The organism is Prevotella sp. P6B4 (genome assembly GCF_000619985.1).
Lineage (GTDB): Bacteria > Bacteroidota > Bacteroidia > Bacteroidales > Bacteroidaceae > Prevotella.
Map to the genome: position 1 here is coordinate 42,318 of NZ_JHVE01000015.1, position 19,594 is coordinate 61,911.

At 44.5% G+C, this 19,594-nt stretch carries 16 protein-coding genes; 10 read left to right on the forward strand and 6 right to left on the reverse strand.

Features of this window, described 5'->3' with window-relative positions; genetic code table 11:
• Positions 1–2: 2 nt before the first annotated feature.
• Together nrdG and nrdD are read right to left on the reverse strand one after the other, a co-directional pair.
• Positions 3–470, reverse strand: a complete 468-nt coding sequence (gene nrdG / locus T491_RS0110675) for an anaerobic ribonucleoside-triphosphate reductase activating protein (RefSeq protein WP_028903878.1) — start codon at positions 468–470, stop codon at positions 3–5.
• Entirely contained in the window at positions 464–2,569 is a 2,106-nt protein-coding gene (gene nrdD / locus T491_RS0110680) for an anaerobic ribonucleoside-triphosphate reductase (protein ID WP_028903879.1), read from the reverse strand. The genes nrdG and nrdD overlap by 7 nt, the downstream gene beginning before the upstream one ends.
• Before the next feature lie 540 nt (positions 2,570–3,109).
• On the opposite strand from nrdD, the gene rbr reads away from it, so the two are divergent.
• Positions 3,110–3,652, forward strand: coding sequence for a rubrerythrin (gene rbr / locus T491_RS0110690; RefSeq protein WP_028903881.1), 543 nt, complete (start codon positions 3,110–3,112; stop codon positions 3,650–3,652).
• 82 nt (positions 3,653–3,734) lie between these two features.
• Here rbr and wecB read toward each other — a convergent pair whose 3' ends face one another.
• Positions 3,735–4,796 carry a non-hydrolyzing UDP-N-acetylglucosamine 2-epimerase gene (wecB, locus tag T491_RS0110695; RefSeq protein ID WP_028903882.1) on the reverse strand — a complete coding sequence of 354 codons (1,062 nt, stop codon included), beginning with the start codon at positions 4,794–4,796 and terminating at the stop codon, positions 3,735–3,737.
• A 326-nt stretch (positions 4,797–5,122) separates the two neighbouring features.
• On the opposite strand from wecB, the gene T491_RS0110700 reads away from it, so the two are divergent.
• On the forward strand, positions 5,123–5,722 hold the full coding sequence (locus tag T491_RS0110700) for a riboflavin synthase (protein WP_028903883.1): 600 nt from the start codon (positions 5,123–5,125) through the stop codon (positions 5,720–5,722).
• Between the two features lie 9 nt (positions 5,723–5,731).
• Here the strand turns inward: T491_RS0110700 and T491_RS0110705 are convergent, their stop codons facing one another.
• The gene (locus T491_RS0110705; RefSeq protein WP_033147745.1) at positions 5,732–6,370 is read right to left on the reverse strand and encodes an HAD family hydrolase; all 639 of its coding nucleotides are present in this window, start codon (positions 6,368–6,370) and stop codon (positions 5,732–5,734) included.
• A 43-nt stretch (positions 6,371–6,413) separates the two neighbouring features.
• Complete coding sequence (locus tag T491_RS0110710; protein WP_028903885.1) at positions 6,414–9,023, reverse strand: 4-alpha-glucanotransferase; 2,610 nt, start codon at positions 9,021–9,023, stop codon at positions 6,414–6,416.
• Between the two features lie 92 nt (positions 9,024–9,115).
• Between T491_RS0110710 and mltG the strand changes: the two genes are divergently transcribed.
• The 7 genes from mltG to T491_RS0110745 all read left to right on the forward strand — a co-directional run bounded on the left by mltG (position 9,116) and on the right by T491_RS0110745 (position 17,479).
• Positions 9,116–10,147, forward strand: a complete 1,032-nt coding sequence (mltG, locus tag T491_RS0110715; RefSeq protein WP_028903886.1) for an endolytic transglycosylase MltG — start codon at positions 9,116–9,118, stop codon at positions 10,145–10,147.
• 27 nt (positions 10,148–10,174) lie between these two features.
• Positions 10,175–12,004, forward strand: a complete 1,830-nt coding sequence (locus tag T491_RS0110720) for a glutamine--tRNA ligase/YqeY domain fusion protein (protein ID WP_231480239.1) — start codon at positions 10,175–10,177, stop codon at positions 12,002–12,004.
• Between the two features lie 11 nt (positions 12,005–12,015).
• A complete protein-coding gene (locus tag T491_RS0110725) occupies positions 12,016–13,434 on the forward strand; it encodes a lipopolysaccharide assembly protein LapB (RefSeq protein WP_028903888.1) in 1,419 nt (472 codons plus the stop codon).
• 1 nt (position 13,435) lies between these two features.
• A complete protein-coding gene (locus tag T491_RS0110730; RefSeq protein ID WP_028903889.1) occupies positions 13,436–14,059 on the forward strand; it encodes a DedA family protein in 624 nt (207 codons plus the stop codon).
• A 95-nt stretch (positions 14,060–14,154) separates the two neighbouring features.
• Complete coding sequence (locus T491_RS0110735; RefSeq protein ID WP_028903890.1) at positions 14,155–15,222, forward strand: mannose-1-phosphate guanylyltransferase; 1,068 nt, start codon at positions 14,155–14,157, stop codon at positions 15,220–15,222.
• A gap of 6 nt (positions 15,223–15,228) precedes the next feature.
• Positions 15,229–16,320 (forward strand): GDP-mannose 4,6-dehydratase, encoded by a 1,092-nt coding sequence (gmd, locus tag T491_RS0110740; RefSeq protein WP_028903891.1) that lies wholly within the window; start codon positions 15,229–15,231, stop codon positions 16,318–16,320.
• A complete protein-coding gene (locus tag T491_RS0110745; protein ID WP_028903892.1) occupies positions 16,310–17,479 on the forward strand; it encodes a GDP-L-fucose synthase in 1,170 nt (389 codons plus the stop codon). The genes gmd and T491_RS0110745 overlap by 11 nt, the downstream gene beginning before the upstream one ends.
• A 63-nt stretch (positions 17,480–17,542) precedes the next feature.
• Here the strand turns inward: T491_RS0110745 and T491_RS0110750 are convergent, their stop codons facing one another.
• Positions 17,543–19,033, reverse strand: a complete 1,491-nt coding sequence (locus T491_RS0110750; protein WP_028903893.1) for a xylulokinase — start codon at positions 19,031–19,033, stop codon at positions 17,543–17,545.
• Between the two features lie 189 nt (positions 19,034–19,222).
• On the opposite strand from T491_RS0110750, the gene T491_RS0110755 reads away from it, so the two are divergent.
• On the forward strand, positions 19,223–19,588 hold the full coding sequence (locus tag T491_RS0110755; protein ID WP_013063705.1) for a response regulator transcription factor: 366 nt from the start codon (positions 19,223–19,225) through the stop codon (positions 19,586–19,588).
• Positions 19,589–19,594 lie beyond the last annotated feature (6 nt).

The window sequence follows — 19,594 nt, forward strand, 5'->3', positions numbered from 1 at the left end:
TCCTACTTTTTCCAGAAACGGAATGTAATGTCCTCCATTCCTCCATCCGCTTTGATCCGATACAATCGCTGATTAGTCTTCGGATTTTTCAAGGGGCCTAAATGTTTGATAAAAGGTCCGATCTTGATATAATCGAAATCACATTTATTGATGGCAGATGATATAACGGTTTTTCCACTATACCAGGCAATCTTAAACTCAGGGTGCGCCTCGCGAATATACAATGCCAGCTGATTGACCGACTTCGGATCGCCATCTCCACCCATAAACGAGATACAGGTTATATCAGTACCGAACTTACCAACAAGAGTGTCGATGGCCTCTGTATCAAGAGGCAATCCGATATCCTCCCAAAGATAATAGCTATGACACCCAGGACAGCGACACGGGCAATTACTGATGTTAATTGCCAGTGTCACTTCGTCCGGTATCTCCTGAAAAACTATGCCGGTATTAACGTATTTCAGCATAGTTTATTCTCCCCTGCATAGTAGCGACGAGCAGCCTCTTCCTGACGAGCCTGTGAGAAGTTGCTAACACGCTTCAAGTAGCCGATAATGCGGGTCATATAGTCTACATTCTTAGAATGGCAATGTGGACATTCTTTCAGATAGCGCTTGTCAATGTAACCACAATCGTTGCAGACTGTATTGGGAATATTGAATGTAAAATAGTTACAGCCTTCCTTAGCAGCCACCTTCAACAAATGCAGATATTGTTCCTTTGACAAATGCTCATCCAAATTCATATGCAAAGCCGAACCACCAGTCAGATGTTCAATATATGGAGCACCATGGAGTTTGAACTTGTCAATGATGGTGAGCGAGTCATCCTCAACTACATAGAAGTAGCTGTTGTAACAGTCACGTGGCACAAAATAGCCGTCCTCACGATCCCACTTAGCATGCTTCACACCAACATTCTCGGCAGGAATCATCTCGCAGTTGAACATAACATCCTTAGAGCGATACTGACGATTATATTTCTCTACCAAGCCAAGGATACCCTGTACAAAGTGCAGATACTCGTCATTCGGTGTAATCTTCAGCCCCATAAACTCAGCAGCCTCAACCAAACCGTTGATACCGATAGTCAGATACTGACGGGCAATGTTGATGTAGCCTGCATCGAACAATGGCAACATACCCTGCTGCTGAAGATCTTTCAGATTCTCATTGTAAGCCAACTGAACCTTATGACAGAGATCAATCACACCACTCAGATACTCCAGATAGTCAAGCTTATGATTCACTGCATACTGAATACAGCGGTTCAGATTGATGGTAAGCACACTTTTAGAACCTGTGCTGACACCACCCGCTCCAAGGGTATAGCTGAAACCATTGTCGGTAATCTCATTACGGAGACGGCAACAACTTGACAACGAATCAGCATTATCGCTCATATAAGTAAAGAACGAGTGACCTTCAGAATACATTTCGGCCGTAAACTCCCCCCACTCTTTATCCTTACATTCACCATTTTCATCAACCAACAAGGCCATGGTTTCTACAGGGAAAGTCAACAGAGTCTTGGTACGTTCCTGGTTAAACCACTTCATAAAACGCTTCTGGAGCCAAGAAAGACCATCCCAATCGGGCTTAGAACCATCGGGGAAGTAGAACTCGCCAAAGATGCTCTCGAAATAGTAACGATCGTAGTAAGCAATATTCCAGAATACAGCCTGATAGTTACGAGCACCTGTTGGCTGATTCAAGGTATAGACAATCTGCTCAAAGTAATCGGTAATGATCTTGTCGATGGTACGTTTCTTCAAACTGAGGTCAGCCTGATCATTAGCACGCTTGTAGTAATCCAATCCATACTCCTTTCCCATGAAATAGTTCATATACATGAGGAACTCCGGCGTAGCACATGCACCACTCAGCATAGAACTAACCATAAAGACCATATTCACAAAGCCTCCAGCGAACGATTTCATGTTGGTTGGTGCAGTTGAATTTCCACCAATAGCTATAGTACCACCAATCAACCAAGGATACATGGTGATAGAAGCACAGTAGTTGGCCAACGATGTTTCGTCGTTCTTATATATAAAATGGTGTGTCAGCTTGTCGATATACTCATCAGCCAACTGTTTACCATACATTTTCTTAATTCGGTCGGTCAGGAGTCGGCGATTCAAACGGATAAAGTTAGATTTAGGCAGTTCACCGATCAAAGTAGCAATATTCTTATGTTCAACATTGGCATTAGCATCGTACTTTGAACCTGTAGCAGCATTAACCGACTCACAATACTCTGAAAGGAAAACCATCTTTTCAAGGGTTTCACGATCCTCTGAGTGGAGCTGTCTATATAGAATGAACGACTTAGCCACCTTATAATATCCTTCGCGCATCAATGCTTCCTCCACTTGGTTCTGGATATCCTCTACAGTGATATTGTCGTGCATATCAAGGTGATTTAAGATTTTAGACACGATGGCCAGGTCAGCAGGTTCCTGTACACTTTCAAATGCCTTCACGATGGCATTCATGATTTTGTCGAGTGAGAACAAGTCTTTCGAACCGTCTCGCTTAGTGATAGTAAAGTTTTTAATCTCCATTTTGTTGCCAATAATTATTAAATTTGCAATTTTAAATTCTTTCTGTAAGTTTTCCTTTTTAGGAAACTTTTTTGTTTTTTAATTCGGAAAAGTTTTCCAAAAAGAAAAACCGAATTCGGATGCAAAGATATAAAATTATCACAAAAAAGCATTCTTGGCAGAAATAAAAGATGTATAAAAGAAAGTTAAAAAAGAAATACCACACTGCAATAATCACGCATAACACACTGATATACAAACATATTCAAATCAAACAAAACAAACATGTCGCGCCAGAAAGTGTTTACAAAAGCAAAATCAAGCCGAACATTCAGTCTCCGTATTTTTACACACCAACAAGTGAGAAGATTTTCTTTTTGGAAAACTTTTCCATTTTCAAAAATCAAAAAGTTTCCACTTTTCTACCAACATGAGTTATTATTCACCCTCTCATCGTATACCTTAATAATATATAAAAGCAGCCCAAAATTTGGTTTATTCGAATAATTATATTAACTTTGCAGAAAATACAATTTTTCACTCAACTAAACAAGTACAATTATGAAAGAATTAAAAGGAACAAAAACTGAAAAGAATCTGCAGGATGCATTCGCAGGTGAGTCAATGGCACGTAACAAATACAGTTATTGGGCATCAAAGGCCAAGAAGGATGGCTTTGTACAGATAGCCGCCATTTTTGAGGAGACCGCCAACAACGAGAAGGAGCATGCCAAGATGTGGTTCAAGCTTTTGGAAGGTGGAGCCATCAAGAGCACACCAGAGAATCTTGAAGCAGCAGCAGCCGGCGAGAACTACGAATGGACCGACATGTATGCCCGTATGGCCAAGGAGGCCCGCGAGGAAGGATTCAACGAGATTGCTGCCAAATTTGAGCTTGTAGCCAAAGTAGAAGCAGAGCACGAGGCTCGTTATCGCAAATTACTCGACAATGTCAAGAAGGAACGCGTATTTTCAAAGGACAACGACGTTATCTGGCAGTGCAGCAACTGTGGTCACATCGTCATCGGCAAGAAAGCCCCACAAGTATGTCCAGTATGCGATCATCCACAGGCTTACTTCCAAGTAAAAGCCGAGAATTATTAATAGAATATTTTTCTAAGTACTTTGCAATTGAAAAGTACTTAGATTACAATTGTTCTCTAAGTACTTTTCAAAATATGCCTATTTAAGATAAAATAATCTGCACTATGCGCTCTGCTGTTCTACCATCCCAACGGTCAGGCAGAGCGCATTTTTTCCACTCTCCACTCACCATTTTCTTTACCGTTTCTCTCAGTTTGTCAGCATCCTCACCTACCAACACATTAGAACCTACATTCACCGTTTCCTGATGTTCCGTATAATTGTTGAGAGTGATACAAGGCACGCTGTTAAAGGTTGCCTCTTCCGACACATTACCTGAATCCGTAATAATACCAAGCGCATGAGCCGTGAGCCAGCCGAACTCCAGATAGCTTAACGGCTCAACGATCTCGATTGCCAGTCCCATATTCTCTACAACCTTACGAGCATTACCTCGCAACGGTGCAATAATACGTATACCATTAGCCGATTCAACCAAAGCCCGCAGCATACGCTCCAGATTATCCACATCAGCAATAAGCGCCTTGCGGTTCAGGGTAAACACCAGGTATTTCTGCTCCTCTAACGAGGGGATTGAGACCGGCTTCTTCAGTCTGTCGTAATTATAGCGGAGGGTATCCATCAAGATATTACCCACCATATAAGTCTGCGAATTCTCCGACTGTTCACGTGTGGCCACACCAGTACTCTTCACACCAGCAGTAAACAGATAGTCTGACAATGCATCGATCACAAGTCGGTTAATCTCCTTGGGCATGTTGATATTAAACGAGCGGGTTCCTGCTACCAGATGTGCCAAACGTATGCCACGCTTCTTGGTCACAATAGCAGCAGCCATGGTCGAAGCCAGATCATCTACCACGATTACCACATCAACAGGATGCTCATCAAGAAATGCATCGAAACGAGCCATCACCTGACTGGTAATCTCATTCAGACTCGTCGAATCCACACCTAAATAATATTGAGGGCGAGGCATCTGCAGGTCGTCAAACAGCGAAGGCTCCAATGTAGGATCATCTTCACGTCCGGCATAAACCAACAAACAAGTTGCCTCAGGATATCTATCGATAGCCCTTACCAAGGGCGATACTTTCACAAAATTCGGGCGTGCGCCCGCAATGATACAAACAGTCTTTGCCATACTCCTTCTTTTTTTTGAGTGCAAAGATAAAGAAAATCTTCATATTTACCAAGAAAAATGCCAAAAGGTTTGGATAACTCATAAAATAGTTGTATCTTTGCAGCAGAAACAGTGGGTCGTGCCTGATAGATCGGGATACTCTACATTAACAAAACAAAATCGGGATCGTTTCCCTTGCCAATGGCGGGCCACGATTATCCTCCACGAGGAGAGCAGCAATGCCGGTGGATTACAACAGCAGGGAGCCCCCACATCGTGTGAAACAGGAGTTTTCACCAAATCATCGGCACGTACCCTTTTCTTTTTATATTAAACATTATATTGATATGTTTTCCGGAATCATCGAAGAATTTGCTACCGTAACAGCTATCCGTAAGGATCGCGAAAATATTGATTTCACATTGAAGTGTTCATTTGTCGATGAATTGAAGATCGACCAGAGTGTCGCTCACAATGGCGTATGTCTGACCGTTGTTGCTATTGAGAATGGCACCTATACCGTCACAGCCATGAAAGAGACACTGGACCGCACCAACCTTGGATTACTTCAGGTTGGCGACAAAGTGAATGTAGAACGCTCAATGATGATGAATGGCCGTTTGGATGGCCATATTGTTCAGGGCCATGTAGACGAGACGGCACGATGCATTGCCATAGAAGACGCCAATGGTTCCACCTATTTCACCTTCGAATACCCCGAGAATAGAGAGATGGCATTAAAAGGCTACTTCACCGTGGACAAAGGCAGCGTTACCGTGAATGGTGTCAGCCTGACGGTTTGCAACCCCACAACCAATACTTTCCAGGTAGCTATCATCCCATACACTTTTGAGCACACAAACTTCTGCGACATTCGTGTCGGTTCTGTGGTCAATATCGAATTCGACATCCTTGGCAAGTATATTGCCAGATTACAACAACTTTAAATTGGTATCCTACAATAATTCTGATGGAGCGGAGACGAAAGTCTTCGCTCCATGTTGTATCAGGAACTCACGATCACGGAATCCCCACAACACAGAAATACAAGGCATACCAGCATTTGCTGCTGTCTGGATATCCACATCACTGTCACCTACATATACAGCACCGTCCTTTTCTACTCCAAGCTGTTTCAAGGCTGCGAATACCGTATCGGGAGCCGGTTTCTTCCGGATTCCCTCTGCTTCATGTTCACCTATAGCCACCTCTATGGTATCAGGAAAGAAATGGCGACAAAGTTCCACCGTCGCTGGCATCATTTTATTGCTCACTACTGCCAAACGACAGCCACGAGCTTTCAAAGTGGTCAACATCTCCGGTATACCAGAATAAGGACATGTTGTATCCTGTGAATGATGCATATAATGCTCACGAAACGTTGCAAAAGTAGCCTCAAAATCCGGATGACTCGCACCACCAGGAACAGCTCGTTCCATGAGCAATCTAACACCATTACCAACAAACCGACGTACATCCTCAATGGAATGCTCCGGCATACCATGCTGACGTAGAGCATAATTGCACGATGCCGCTAAATCTGTAAGAGTATCAAGTAAAGTTCCATCAAGATCAAATATATAAGTGTTGTACATCAAAGTTCAAGCCTTTATAAAATAAAACATCAAATAACAAACATTAGCGTTTAGAACGCTGAATCATGGTTTTCACCTTATTATTATATTTCTCCGCTTTCAACAAATCCTCAATAGTGATATGCATGCGATATTTCCAACGGTTATACGGATCGCTGGGCACGTTGATACGTTCCTCGCGAGGATTCTTTCCGCGTAATTCACTATCCATCGACAGCCAATCCTGTAACGACAGCATACACAGCATCGAAGGACAATACAGATGACGAGCAATAATCTCTTCTGCCAGATGGGCTGGCAACTGTTCTGGTGCACGTCCCTGCTTCTGAAGCATTGATACAAAAAAACGTTGCGTACGTTCCGGGCTCTCAGTCCACCAAAGCCGCAAAGGCGACATATCATGTGTCGAAATGGTAGCTACCGAACGATAGGGATTTGCATCCAGATGCGCAAATTCATAGCCGCTTTGCTTGGGCATAGACTGGATTTCAAGCGTCAGAATACGCAACTGATCGAGTACGGGAGCCACACAATCCGGCAGCATCCCCAAATCTTCTCCACAACAAAGCATACGGGTTTCACCGAACACGTCAGTCAACTTATGCAACGCCTCTGCCCCCCAGAAAAAATTATGACGCTGATAATAATAATGATGATAGAGGCGCATGAACGCATCCTTCTCTTCGGAAGAAAGCGCATCGAATACCGGCTCACCGATAACGCCCATACGCGGATGATACATCTCAGCCTGCTGAGGATCCTCCAAGAACAGGACATCACTAATCAATCGGTAAAGCCCATCACGAATCCAAAGGCTATTCTCATCGGTGCGTCCCTCGAAAGCACACTGTACCTTTTTCTGAGAATCATACGCTGTCTTCAAATCATAGAGACCATAGCTCTTGGCTACAAGGAAATGCTCCTTGACGTAAGGAACATGCATGCCAAAAAGACGCTCAAGCACTCTTTCATTAATAAAAGGACGAGTATAGAGCTCTTTACGGAAAGGCAATCCGAAATACTCGATTTCACCTATTGTCATAGGCAACGAAGGCGAGAAATGCCCCAATAACCCGTAGATAGCATCAGCCGGAATCTCCCAAATTCTAAAGAAGCCCAAGATATGGTCTATACGGATGGCATCGAAATACTGCTCCATCCATTGGAGTCGACGACGGAACCACTCTATCACCTCACCCTTCCAGTTGTAGGTAGGAAATCCCCAATTCTGCCCCTGATGAGCAAATGCATCAGGAGGAGCGCCGGTCTGGGCATCAAGGTGAAAGAAATCCGGATGGATAGCTGTTTCCACACTATTACCATTTACGCCGATAGGCACATCTCCTTTCAAGAAGACACCTTTTGAACGAGCATAGTCAGCCGCGGCTTTCAGCTGTAAGTGAAGATGGTATTGTGTAAAGTAAACCACACCCAATGGCGCATCCAACCACTTGGCGTAAGGCACCAACCAATCCCGGTTTTCGGCAAACCAAGCTTTGAATTCCTTGGACTCAAGCATCTGTTGTCCTTTCTCATCAAAGAGTTCCTGAATATAAGCCCGCTTAACACGATCCACCGCCTCATAATCGCTATAGCCAAGTGCATTAAGTTCCTGGCGCTGACGATGATACGTAGTCATCCTTGTTTTATTCTTCAGCACCCCAACAGCCTCTACATCCAGATAATGAGGATGCAGAGCAGAAGCCGAAACGATATTATACGGATACGAATCACTCCAGTTTTTTGAACATGTTGTATCGTTAACCGGCAACAATTGGATAGCCTTCATACCCGTAGCCACACACCAGTCAACGAATCGGTAGAGATCGCCGAAATCTCCCACACCATACGACTGCTTACTACGCAACGAGAATACTGGCACAACCACTCCAGCTGCACGCCATATATGCTCTTTCATTCGCAAGTTCTCACCATAAGCCACCAGTACAGTACCATCAGGCACCATAGTCTGGTCAGCAGGCAGCAAACCCGCAGTCGTACGATTATCGCCTTCTTCCCAAGCCACAAGTGCATGGGTTTCATTGTCAATCACTACGTATTTATATTCTATGGGTAGCAACACCGCATCGACATTCACAGAAAGCAACCACTCGAAACGCCCTATAGGTTCCATCTTCAGGTATCGGGCCACATTCCAACTACCGAGAGCCGGATGAGAGCCAATTACAGCCACCGACTGTCCCTTTTGAAGCTGAGGGGCAGAAACACGGAACACCACGGTCTTACGATAAAGTGGTACACGGAGAGGTTCTACCTGATCAGAATCAGCCAATCCAGTAGTCGTATGATAAGCTTTACTATACAGATGATACTGCAATGGCACATCGCGCCACAAATCAGCCATCACATAATCCTTCGACGAATCAAAATAATATACACGAGGAATGGCATCCCATTCACGACGCAACACATGTCCTTCAGCATCTTCCACCTGATAATGATATGAGAACGAGGCTATTGGGTGTTTTCGGGATTCCAGAACGGTTGTTTCAAGCAACCATTCCATGCCATCAGCAGTCGTCATCATCAGCCGTTCAGACTTTTCAGTCTGGTCGATACTCCGATAACAGATCACCACATATAGGTTTTGCCCCCATTGAGTGCCATATTGTATAGAAAACTTGAGTTTCATAAGCTATATTTTAGGGCAAAGATACAAAAAAATGAGAAATTAGCGATAAGAGTGAAGAGATTTTTGTAACTTTGCAGCGTTTTTTCAAGATTATGAAGATGAATTGGATAAAAAAATGGCGCTATCTGGTTCCTGTCATTATATGTGTACTAGGAATCATTGCCATCGGTTTTTACTATTTTGTGGGGAGTTTTTCAAAACTCGACACCACCGAATACGTGTATATTGACGACAACGACAATCTCGATTCGGTATGTGTAAAGCTTGAGCCGATAGCATCTGATCATGGTCTGATTGCTTTAAAGATGCTGGCACGCCACGGCGGTTATTGCGCTCATATCAGAAGTGGACGCTACGCTATTAAGCCTGGCGATAGCACTATCCGGTTATTCCGCAACCTGAAGAACGGGCATCAGGAGCCTGTGCGTCTGACCATTCCAGAAAGCAGAACGATGGACCGCCTTGCTGGCGTTCTATCCAAAAAACTGATGATGGACAGTGTTGCTGTGGCCATCTTGCTGAGCGACTCATCATTCTGTGCACAGCAAGGCTACGATACTGCAACTATTGCCTGCCTGTTCGTACCTAACACTTACGAAGTCTATTGGAATATCTCCATAGAGAATCTGATGAAGCGCATGAAAAAGGAACACGAGAATTTCTGGAATGTTCAGCGCACCATCAAAGCTGAGGCACTGGGTCTGAGTACAGAAGAGGTATGTACCCTGGCCAGCATCATTGACGAGGAGACGGCGAATAATGCTGAAAAGCCCATGATTGCCGGCATGTATCTTAATCGTCTGAAAGCAGACATGCCACTTCAGGCCGATCCCACCATCAAGTATGCCTTAAAAGATTTCGCAATCAAGCGCATCTACCACAACATGTTACAATTCGACAGTCCTTACAATACATACAAAAATACCGGCCTTCCTCCTGGTCCTATTAAGATTGCGTCCATCGCAGGTATCGATGCCGTATTGAATCGTACTGCCCACGACTATCTGTACATGTGCGCCAAAGAGGATTTCTCGGGCACCCATAACTTTGCCAAGACCTATCAGGAGCACTTAAAGAATGCAGCCAAGTATTCAAAAGCATTAAACGAGAGAGGAATTAAGTAAGTTGAATATTGATATTGAAAGTTATATATGGAAGAGATTATTAAAAACGAAAGCGAGGAGAAGAAGGCTGCGAGTAAGCGAGAGCAGCGTCAAACTTGTTTGAACGATGCCGAGCGTGAGCAGGCTCGACCAGAGGTCAAGTCAGTTAGCTTCATTGAACAGAAAGTAATCAATGATCTGGCAGAAGGTAAGAACGGCGGCAGAATGCAAACCCGTTTCCCACCTGAGCCCAATGGCTATTTGCACATCGGACACGCCAAAGCAATTGCCATCGATTTTGGACTGGCCAAGAAATATGGCGGTCAGTGCAATCTGCGCTTCGACGACACCAATCCAATCAAAGAGGACACAGAATATATTGAAAGTATTGAGAACGATATCAAGTGGCTTGGTTTCAAGTGGGCAAATGTCTACTATGCCAGCGACTATTTCCAGGAGCTTTGGGACTTTGCTGTTTGGCTTATCGAACAGGGACGTGCCTATGTCGACGAACAGAGCGCCGAGGTGATTGCCCAGCAAAAGGGAACAACCACCAGCCCTGGTACCAACAGTCCCTTCCGCGACCGTCCTGTAGAAGAGAATCTCAAACTGTTTGAGTTCATGAATAGCGGCAAATGCGAGCCTGGCACATTGGTACTTCGTGCCAAGATCGACATGGCTCACCCCAACATGCTATTCCGCGATCCACTCATCTATCGTGTACTCAACATCCCCCACATCCGCACTGGCAACAAATGGAATGCTTACCCCATGTACGACTTCACCCATGGCCAGAGCGATTACCTGGAGGGCGTTACCCACTCATGGTGTACGCTCGAGTTTGTAGAGCATCGCCCCCTTTACGATCTGTTCGTAACATGGATGAAGGAGTGGAAGGGCGAGACCGACAACATCGAGGACAACCGTCCCCGCCAGACCGAATTCAATAAGCTGAACCTCAATTACACGCTGATGTCAAAGCGTAATCTGCTGGCATTGGTTCAGAATAACATGGTAAGCGGTTGGGACGACCCCCGCATGCCAACAATATGCGGATTCCGTCGCCGTGGTTATAGCCCTGAAAGCATTATCAAGTTCATCGATAAGATTGGCTACACCAAGATTGATGCGCTCAACGATATGGCACTGCTTGAGAGCGCCGTTCGCGACGACCTGAATAGTCGTGCCATCCGTGTAAGTGCTGTACTCGACCCTGTAAAGGTAGTGATCACCAACTATCCTGAGAATCAGATTGAACAGCTCACAGCCATCAATAACCCCGAGAACGAAGCCGATGGTACCCACACCGTTGAGTTCACTCGCGAGCTCTGGATTGAACGCGATGACTTTATGAAGGAAGCCGAGAAGAAATTTATGCGCTTGGCCCCTGGCAAGGAAGTCCGCCTGAAGAACGCCTACATTATTAAATGTAATGAGGAGCACCCCTGCGACGAGGACGAGAACGGCAACGTTACCACCATCTATTGCACATACGACCCAGAATCACGCAGTGGTCTGCCCGGTTCTAACCGCAAGATTAAGGGAAAGACCCTTCACTGGGTAAGTTGCAAGCACGCTGTCGAGGCTGAGGTTCGTCTTTACGACCGTTTGTGGAAAGTAGAGAACCCACGCGATGAGATGGCAGCCATCCGCGAAGAAAAGAATTGCGATGCAGTCACAGCGATGAAGGAGATTATCAATCCCGATTCCCTGCACATCATCAAGAAGTGCTATATTGAGCCATATGCTGCTGGCATGAAACCGCTGACCTATCTGCAGTTCCAGCGCATTGGTTACTTTACACCTGATTCTGAATCTACAGCCGAGAAGCCCATCTTCAACAAGACGGTGGGACTCAAGGATACCTGGAAAAAATAAATTAAGAAACAGTGACAGACAATCATGAATATTTCTCGAGCGAGGATTTCAAGGAGATCCTACGCCAATACGAGGAGTCAGTCAAGTCGGGCGAACGCATCTACATGGATGCCGACGACTTGGCTGACATCGCCGATTATTACCACTACAACAATCGACCAGCCGAAGCCGAGCAAGCTATTTCTCTCGCCATGGAGATTAATCCAGACGCCGTTGGTCCCATTCTATACAAAGCCCGTGAAGCTTTGAATGCCAAAGACTACGAGACTGCCGAGCAATATGCAGAAAAAGTCCAATCTTTAGATCCACTCGAAGCAGTTTATCTACAGGCAGAGATTCTGGTTTCGAAGGAAGACACAGACAGTGCTGACAAGTTGCTGACACAGTATTTCCAAGACGTTCCAGATGAGGACAGAAACGATTTCTGCAAAGGCGTTGTTAGCCTGTATCTCGACTACGAACAGTTCCATAACGCCTTCGAATGGCTAGCTCTAATCACCGATTTCAAATCGGTTGAGTTCAAAGAGACATTGGCTCGTACGCTTTTCGGGATAGGAAAATTTTCGGAAAGCGAGAAAATTTTTAATGAGTTACTCGATAATGACCCCTACTCTGCCACTTATTGGAATGCCTTGGCTGGCGTCCAGTATATAAATGAAGACTATGGAGCAGCTCTGACAAGTTGCGATTTTGCCATCGCTATTGACCCGAATGAGGTCGATGCCTTACATACGAAAGGTAACATTCTGTTCAGTCTAAAGAATTATGAAGAGGCTATCGAATGTCTTCAAAAATATATTGAAAAAAGACCTGATGACGCCACTGCTTACTTGCAGCTTGCAGCTTGTCAGAATAATAAGGGGCAGCTCAATGAAGCCTTACAAAATCTACAAAAAGCAGCCAGTATATGTGCTACAGACTCTTTCTTTCTACCAGAAATATATCAGGATATGGCATTAGTCTATAACACATTAGGCCAAATGGACCAGGCCCTCTGGTGCCTGGACATGACAGACAAGCTTGACTGCAATCACTTTCAGTTTGCCGTAATCAAGGGACATATTCTCTTAGCAAACAAGTTGGACGAAAAAGCCAGACAAGTATTCGACGACGTTTTGAAAGCATCAGACAATGATCCCAATATCCAACTCCGAATCATCATCTCTTATCAGGACAACAACAAATTGGAATATGCATACAAGGCATATAAAGAGCTTTTCAAGGCGATGGGCAACGACTATAAGGAAGGTTATTCCTATATGGCATTATGTTGCCGAGATTTAAACAAGAACGATGAGGCTCTCTATTATCTCAAGAAAGCTTGTGACTGCAATCCCGAAGAAGCTAAAGATGTATTAGGAAATCTCTTCCCCGAAGATCTGTCCCCCAAAGATTATTACGATTATACACTAGATCACCCACTGGATTGATATGAATTTCATCAACAACATTCTCAACACATTAGGTTGGTATCCAACCATTTTCATTCTGATGTTATTAGAAAGCACAGTTGTTCCCGTACCATCAGAGTTTGTTGTCACCCCTGCCGCATACCATGCAGCAAGCGGCTCACTGAACGTATTCCTGGTCATTCTATTTGCGACATTAGGTGCAGATGTAGGTGCAAGTATCAACTATTTTGTAGCATTATATGTGGGACGTCCTGTCATTTACAAGTTTGCCAACAGCAAATGGGGCAAGATGTGTCTTTTGAATCAGGAGAAAGTCGAAAAAAGTGAGAAATACTTTGACGACCACGGCATTGCAGCAACGTTAACAGGCCGTTTCGTTCCAGTTATCCGCCACTTGATCTCTATCCCAGCCGGACTGGCAAGAATGCACTACGGTAAATTTCTGTTATTCACCACAATTGGCGCTGGCGGCTGGCATAGTGTTTTAGCCTTAATGGGCTGGTACCTACATGCTATTGTTCCCGAGGAGCAGTTGAACGACAAGATCAGCGAATACGCCGAATATATCAAGTTCGCCATCATAGGATTAATTATTGTGGCTGTCATTTATTTCGTCATCAAACGAAAACTTAAGCAGAAATAAGAAAAGAACATGTAAATAGCAAATATTTACTTAATTATTCTTTATTTTCCATTATTATTTGTATTTTTGCGCAAGATTATCAGCAAACAACGATTATGGCAAGAACAAATAACCATTTAGTCATCATGGCGGGCGGCGTAGGAAGCCGCTTCTGGCCAATGAGTACTACCGAGAACCCTAAGCAGTTTATTGATGTCCTCGGCGTTGGCAAGTCATTACTCCAATTAACAGTAGAAAGATTCGGCAATCTGGTTAAGCCAGAGAATATCTGGGTAGTTACCAACCAGAAATATCAGGATATCGTAAAAAAGCAATTGCCTGATATGCCAGCAGGAAACATCCTCTGCGAGCCATGTCGCAGGAACACAGCACCATGCATCGCCTATGTCAGCTGGCGCATCAAGTCAAAAGACCCCAAAGCCAACATTGTAGTCACACCAAGCGACCACATTGTAACCGACAAGACAGAATTTCAGCGTGTCATCAAAGAATGCATGCAATTCACCAGCGAGACTGATGCCATTGTGACATTAGGTATGAAGCCTAACCGCCCCGAGACTGGATATGGCTACATACAAGCCGATCTCAGCACCAGCTCTCTCCGCAACAAAGAGATTTTCAGAGTCGATTCGTTCCGCGAGAAGCCCAATCTCGAGACAGCTCTTGGCTACATTAAGAAGAATAATTACTTCTGGAATGCCGGCATCTTTATCTGGAATGTCAATACGATTGTCAATGCATTCCGTATCTACCAGCCTTCGATGGCAAAACTATTCGAATCGTTACTCCCCATATACGGAACAGACAAAGAACAGGAAGAAATCAACCGTTTGTTCCCTGAATGCGAAAACATCTCTGTCGACTATGCCATCATGGAAAAGGCCGAAGAAATTTTTGTATGTCCTTCAGACTTTGGTTGGAGCGATTTGGGAACCTGGGGTTCTCTTCACGAGCAAACCAAGAAAGACCTTTATGGCAACGCCTGCATTGGCGAGAATATCAATCTCATTGAGAGTCACAACTGTATTGTGCATACCGTACAGGAAAAGAAGGTGGTCATCCAAGGTCTTGATGGCTATATCGTAGCCGAGAACGACGACACCTTACTCATTTGCAAACTATCAGAGGAACAGCGCATCAAGCAATTCTCTGGAAATAATTAAAACTATATGGATAAAAAAGTTGCCCTTATTACAGGTATTACCGGTCAGGATGGATCATATCTGGCCGAGTTTTTGATTGAAAAAGGTTATGAAGTTCACGGACTGATGCGCCGTTCTTCATCATTCAATACTGGAAGAATTGAGCATCTCTATCTCGACGAGTGGGTTCGCGACATGAAGAAATCACGCCTCATCAATCTCCACTGGGCCGACATGACCGATTCATCATCACTGATTCGCGTCATTTCTAAAATCCGACCAACAGAGATTTACAATTTGGCAGCCCAGAGTCACGTCAAAGTATCATTCGACGTTCCAGAATATACAGCCGATACCGATGCTAATGGTGTACTCCGCTTGTTGGAGGCTGTTCGCATCGCTGGTCTGGCCGACACCTGTCGTATCTACCAGGCATCAACATCTGAGCTTTATGGTAAGGTGCAGGAAGTTCCCCAGTCTGAGACAACCCCATTCTATCCTCGTTCACCATACGCTGTAGCCAAGCTCTATGGTTTCTGGATTATGAAGAACTATCGTGAGTCTTACAACATGTTCTGCTGTAATGGTATCCTCTTCAACCACGAGAGTGAGCGTCGTGGCGAAACTTTCGTCACCCGAAAGATTACACTGGCAGCAGCCCGTATCGCTCAAGGCTATCAGGATAAGCTATATTTAGGAAATCTGAATTCACTGCGTGACTGGGGATATGCCAAGGACTATATTGAGTGTATGTGGCTCATTCTCCAACAGCCCGAGCCCGACGACTTCGTGATTGCAACTGGCGAATATCATACCGTTCGAGAGTTTGCCACTCTTGCCTTTAAAGAGGTAGGCATCGAACTCGAGTGGCGCGGTGACGGCGTCGACGAAAAGGGTTACGACAAGGCTACCGGCAAAGCCTTAGTCGAGGTCGATCCTAAATACTTCCGCCCTGCCGAAGTAGATCAGCTGCTGGGCAACCCCGCAAAGGCTAAAGCCAAGTTAGGCTGGAATCCCCAGAAGACCTCATTTGAGGAATTGGTCAAGATTATGGTTCAGCACGACATGAAGTTCGTTAAGAAATTGTTTTTAAAAGCCCAAATGGACGATGCTCAGTAAAGATAGTAAGATATACGTAGCGGGTCACCATGGACTTGTGGGTTCCGCTATTTGGAATAATTTGCTCCAGCGAGGCTATACCAACCTGGTGGGTCGCACACACAAAGAACTCGACCTCACAGATCAAGTAGCTGTTAAACAGTTCTTCGACGAAGAACGCCCTGACGCAGTCGTTTTGGCAGCAGCTTTTGTAGGTGGTATCATGGCCAACTCACTCTACCGCGCTGATTTCATCATGATGAACATGAAGATTCAGTGCAACGTCATTTCCGAAGCATACGCTCACGGTGTCAAGAAATTACTCTTCTTAGGTTCGACCTGCATCTACCCCAAGAATGCCCCCCAACCTATGAAGGAAGATTGCCTGTTGACCTCGCCCTTGGAGTATACCAACGAGGAATATGCCATTGCCAAGATTGCTGGCCTGAAGATGTGTGAATCATACAATCTGCAATACGGCACCAACTATATTGCCGTAATGCCGACCAACCTATATGGTCCCAACGACAATTTTCATTTAGAAAACAGCCACGTCATGCCGGCTATGATGCGCAAGATCTACCTTGCCAAGCTTATCCATGATGGCGCTTGGGATAAGATAGCCATCGACTTGAATAAACGCCCGGTCGAAGGTGTCAACGGCGAAGCTTCTCAGCAAGAAATCTTGACAGTCTTAGCAAAATATGGCATTGAGAACAATAAGGTTACATTGTGGGGAACTGGCACGCCTCTTCGCGAATTCTTATGGAGTGAAGATATGGCCGATGCATCCGTACACGTCCTGTTAAATGTCAACTTTAGTGACATTATCGGCATCGAGAAATATTCATCTGTTCACTATGGTGCATCTACAGATGGTGCTGTCGACCGCAACCACTCTGCAGGTCGTGGTGGAGCTATTCCTGCACTCGGCGAGATTCGCAATTGCCACATTAATGTAGGTACTGGAAAAGAACTTACAATTCGCGAACTTTCACAATTGGTTGTAAAAGCAGTTGGTTTTGAAGGAGAAGTAAAGTTCGACACTTCTAAACCCGATGGTACAATGCGTAAACTCATCGATGTTTCTAAGCTTCACTCTCTCGGCTGGACCCACAAAGTAGAGATTGAGGATGGCGTATGCAAGCTTTTCAATTGGTACAAGGATAGTTTAAATTAATTCTATCATTTATACCGCATACAAAAAAAACAAGCCCTCGCCGTTAAGCGAGGGTTTATTTTATTACAAATTTTTCTTTAACGTAGCTTTCCAAGCTTCATAAGCCGCCTGATATTCTGCACGGTGTGCAACATCCGGCTCAATCACCTCCAGCTTATCCAAAGAAGCAAAAGCCTCAGCAGCATTCGCATAGATACCGGCACCCAAGCCAGCACCCTTGGCAGCACCTACAGAGCCATCTGTATCATACAGTTCGATGGTAGCTCCACTTACGCCAGCCAGTGTATTGCGGAACAAGGGACTCAAAAACATATTGGCTTTACCTGCATGAATCTTCTTGATATCCATACCCATCTGCTGCATAATTTCCATACCATAGCAGAATGAGAAAACGATACCCTCCTGAGCAGCACGAACCAAATGAGCTTTATTGTGCTTATTAAAGTTGAGCCCATTGATAGAGCAACCTATCTCCTGATTCTCCAACACGCGCTCAGCACCGTTTCCGAAAGGAATAACAGTAACACCCTCACTACCAATAGGCACGCTGGCAGCCAGCTCATTCATCTCTGCATAACCGATTTCAGGAGTGATGTTACGATGAGTCCAAGCATTCAGGATACCAGTACCATTAATACACAGCAACACACCCAATCGAGTCTGATCTGCAGTATGATTCACATGAGCAAAAGTATTGACACGACTCTGCTGATCATAGTTTACATCACCAAGCACACCATATACCACACCTGAGGTTCCTGCAGTAGCAGCAATCTCGCCAGGATTCAACACATTCAACGACAGTGCATTGTTAGGTTGGTCACCACCTCTATAAGTGATTGGCGTACCGGCCTTCAAACCCATTTCAGCTGCAGCCTCTGCACTGACAACGCTCTGCTGCGCAAAAGTTGGAACAATGTCAGCTATCAACGAGTTATCGAATCCATAATAATCCATCAGGAAATCAGCCACACGATTGTTCTTGAAATCCCAGAACATACCCTCTGACAATCCGCTAACTGTCGTATTAGCAACACCGCTCAATCGCATAGCGATATAATCACCAGGCAGCATGATCTTGTAAATCTTATTGTACAACTCTGGCTCATTCTCCTTCACCCAAGCCAACTTGGCTGCTGTGAAGTTACCAGGTGAATTGAGCAGATGGCTCAGACACTGGTCTGCACCCAGCTCTTTAAAAGCCTTTTCTCCATAAGGAACAGCACGTGAGTCGCACCAGATAATAGCGGGACGCAAGGCTTTGAGATCCTTATCCACGCAAACCAAGCCATGCATTTGGTATGAAATACCAATTGCCTTGATTTCATCAGCCGTAGCCCCTGAATCCTTCATAATCTTCTGCAGGCTCAACTTGGCATTATCCCACCACATCTGAGGATCTTGTTCTGCCCAGCCAGCCTTCACAGCCATAATAGGAGCTTCCTTTTCTGGATAGAAAGCTGTTGCAACACACTTGCCATTATCGGCGTTAACCAATGATGCCTTCACTGACGAGCTACCGACATCAAAACCTAATAGATATCTATTTGCCATAATACTATATGTTTGAATCACTTCTAATTATAATACGTTTCAACTGCAAATTTCCCTAAAAAATCTCAATCAAACAACTTTTTTCCATAAAAAAGTGATTTTTTTACGTAATTTTGAGCTGAATTTAATTTTTTTGTTTACCTTTGCACAATAGAATAACGTAATTACCAGAATTAATATAATTCATATATGAAGAAAAAAATACTAATACTTGACGACAAAGAGACTATCGCAAAGGTTCTCTCTATCTATTTGATGAGCGACTATGATGTACAATGGCTGCCCGATGGTTTACAGGGAGTAAAATGGTTGCAGGCGGGAAATACCCCCGATCTCATCATTTCTGATATTCGTATGCCTGGAATGCGTGGCGATGACTTTTTGGAGTGGATCAAGCAGAACGAGTTATTCAAGCAGATTCCTGTCATTATGCTATCCAGCGAAGACTCCACCAGTGAGCGTATCCGCTTGTTGGAGATTGGTGCAGAGGACTATATCGTCAAGCCCTTTAACCCCATGGAGTTAAAGATACGAGTAAAGAAGATTATTCCCTAAATAGAA

Bases quoted from the DNA above. Each gene is read 5' to 3' on its own strand.
- nrdG (WP_028903878.1), bottom strand. From the start codon at position 470: ATGCTGAAATACGTTAATACCGGCATAGTTTTTCAGGAGATACCGGAC.
- nrdD (WP_028903879.1), bottom strand. From the start codon at position 2,569: ATGGAGATTAAAAACTTTACTATCACTAAGCGAGACGGTTCGAAAGAC.
- rbr (WP_028903881.1), top strand. From the start codon at position 3,110: ATGAAAGAATTAAAAGGAACAAAAACTGAAAAGAATCTGCAGGATGCA.
- wecB (WP_028903882.1), bottom strand. From the start codon at position 4,796: ATGGCAAAGACTGTTTGTATCATTGCGGGCGCACGCCCGAATTTTGTG.
- T491_RS0110700 (WP_028903883.1), top strand. From the start codon at position 5,123: ATGTTTTCCGGAATCATCGAAGAATTTGCTACCGTAACAGCTATCCGT.
- T491_RS0110705 (WP_033147745.1), bottom strand. From the start codon at position 6,370: ATGTACAACACTTATATATTTGATCTTGATGGAACTTTACTTGATACT.
- T491_RS0110710 (WP_028903885.1), bottom strand. From the start codon at position 9,023: ATGAAACTCAAGTTTTCTATACAATATGGCACTCAATGGGGGCAAAAC.
- mltG (WP_028903886.1), top strand. From the start codon at position 9,116: ATGAAGATGAATTGGATAAAAAAATGGCGCTATCTGGTTCCTGTCATT.
- T491_RS0110720 (WP_231480239.1), top strand. From the start codon at position 10,175: ATGGAAGAGATTATTAAAAACGAAAGCGAGGAGAAGAAGGCTGCGAGT.
- T491_RS0110730 (WP_028903889.1), top strand. From the start codon at position 13,436: ATGAATTTCATCAACAACATTCTCAACACATTAGGTTGGTATCCAACC.
- T491_RS0110735 (WP_028903890.1), top strand. From the start codon at position 14,155: ATGGCAAGAACAAATAACCATTTAGTCATCATGGCGGGCGGCGTAGGA.
- gmd (WP_028903891.1), top strand. From the start codon at position 15,229: ATGGATAAAAAAGTTGCCCTTATTACAGGTATTACCGGTCAGGATGGA.
- T491_RS0110745 (WP_028903892.1), top strand. From the start codon at position 16,310: ATGCTCAGTAAAGATAGTAAGATATACGTAGCGGGTCACCATGGACTT.
- T491_RS0110750 (WP_028903893.1), bottom strand. From the start codon at position 19,033: ATGGCAAATAGATATCTATTAGGTTTTGATGTCGGTAGCTCGTCAGTG.
- T491_RS0110755 (WP_013063705.1), top strand. From the start codon at position 19,223: ATGAAGAAAAAAATACTAATACTTGACGACAAAGAGACTATCGCAAAG.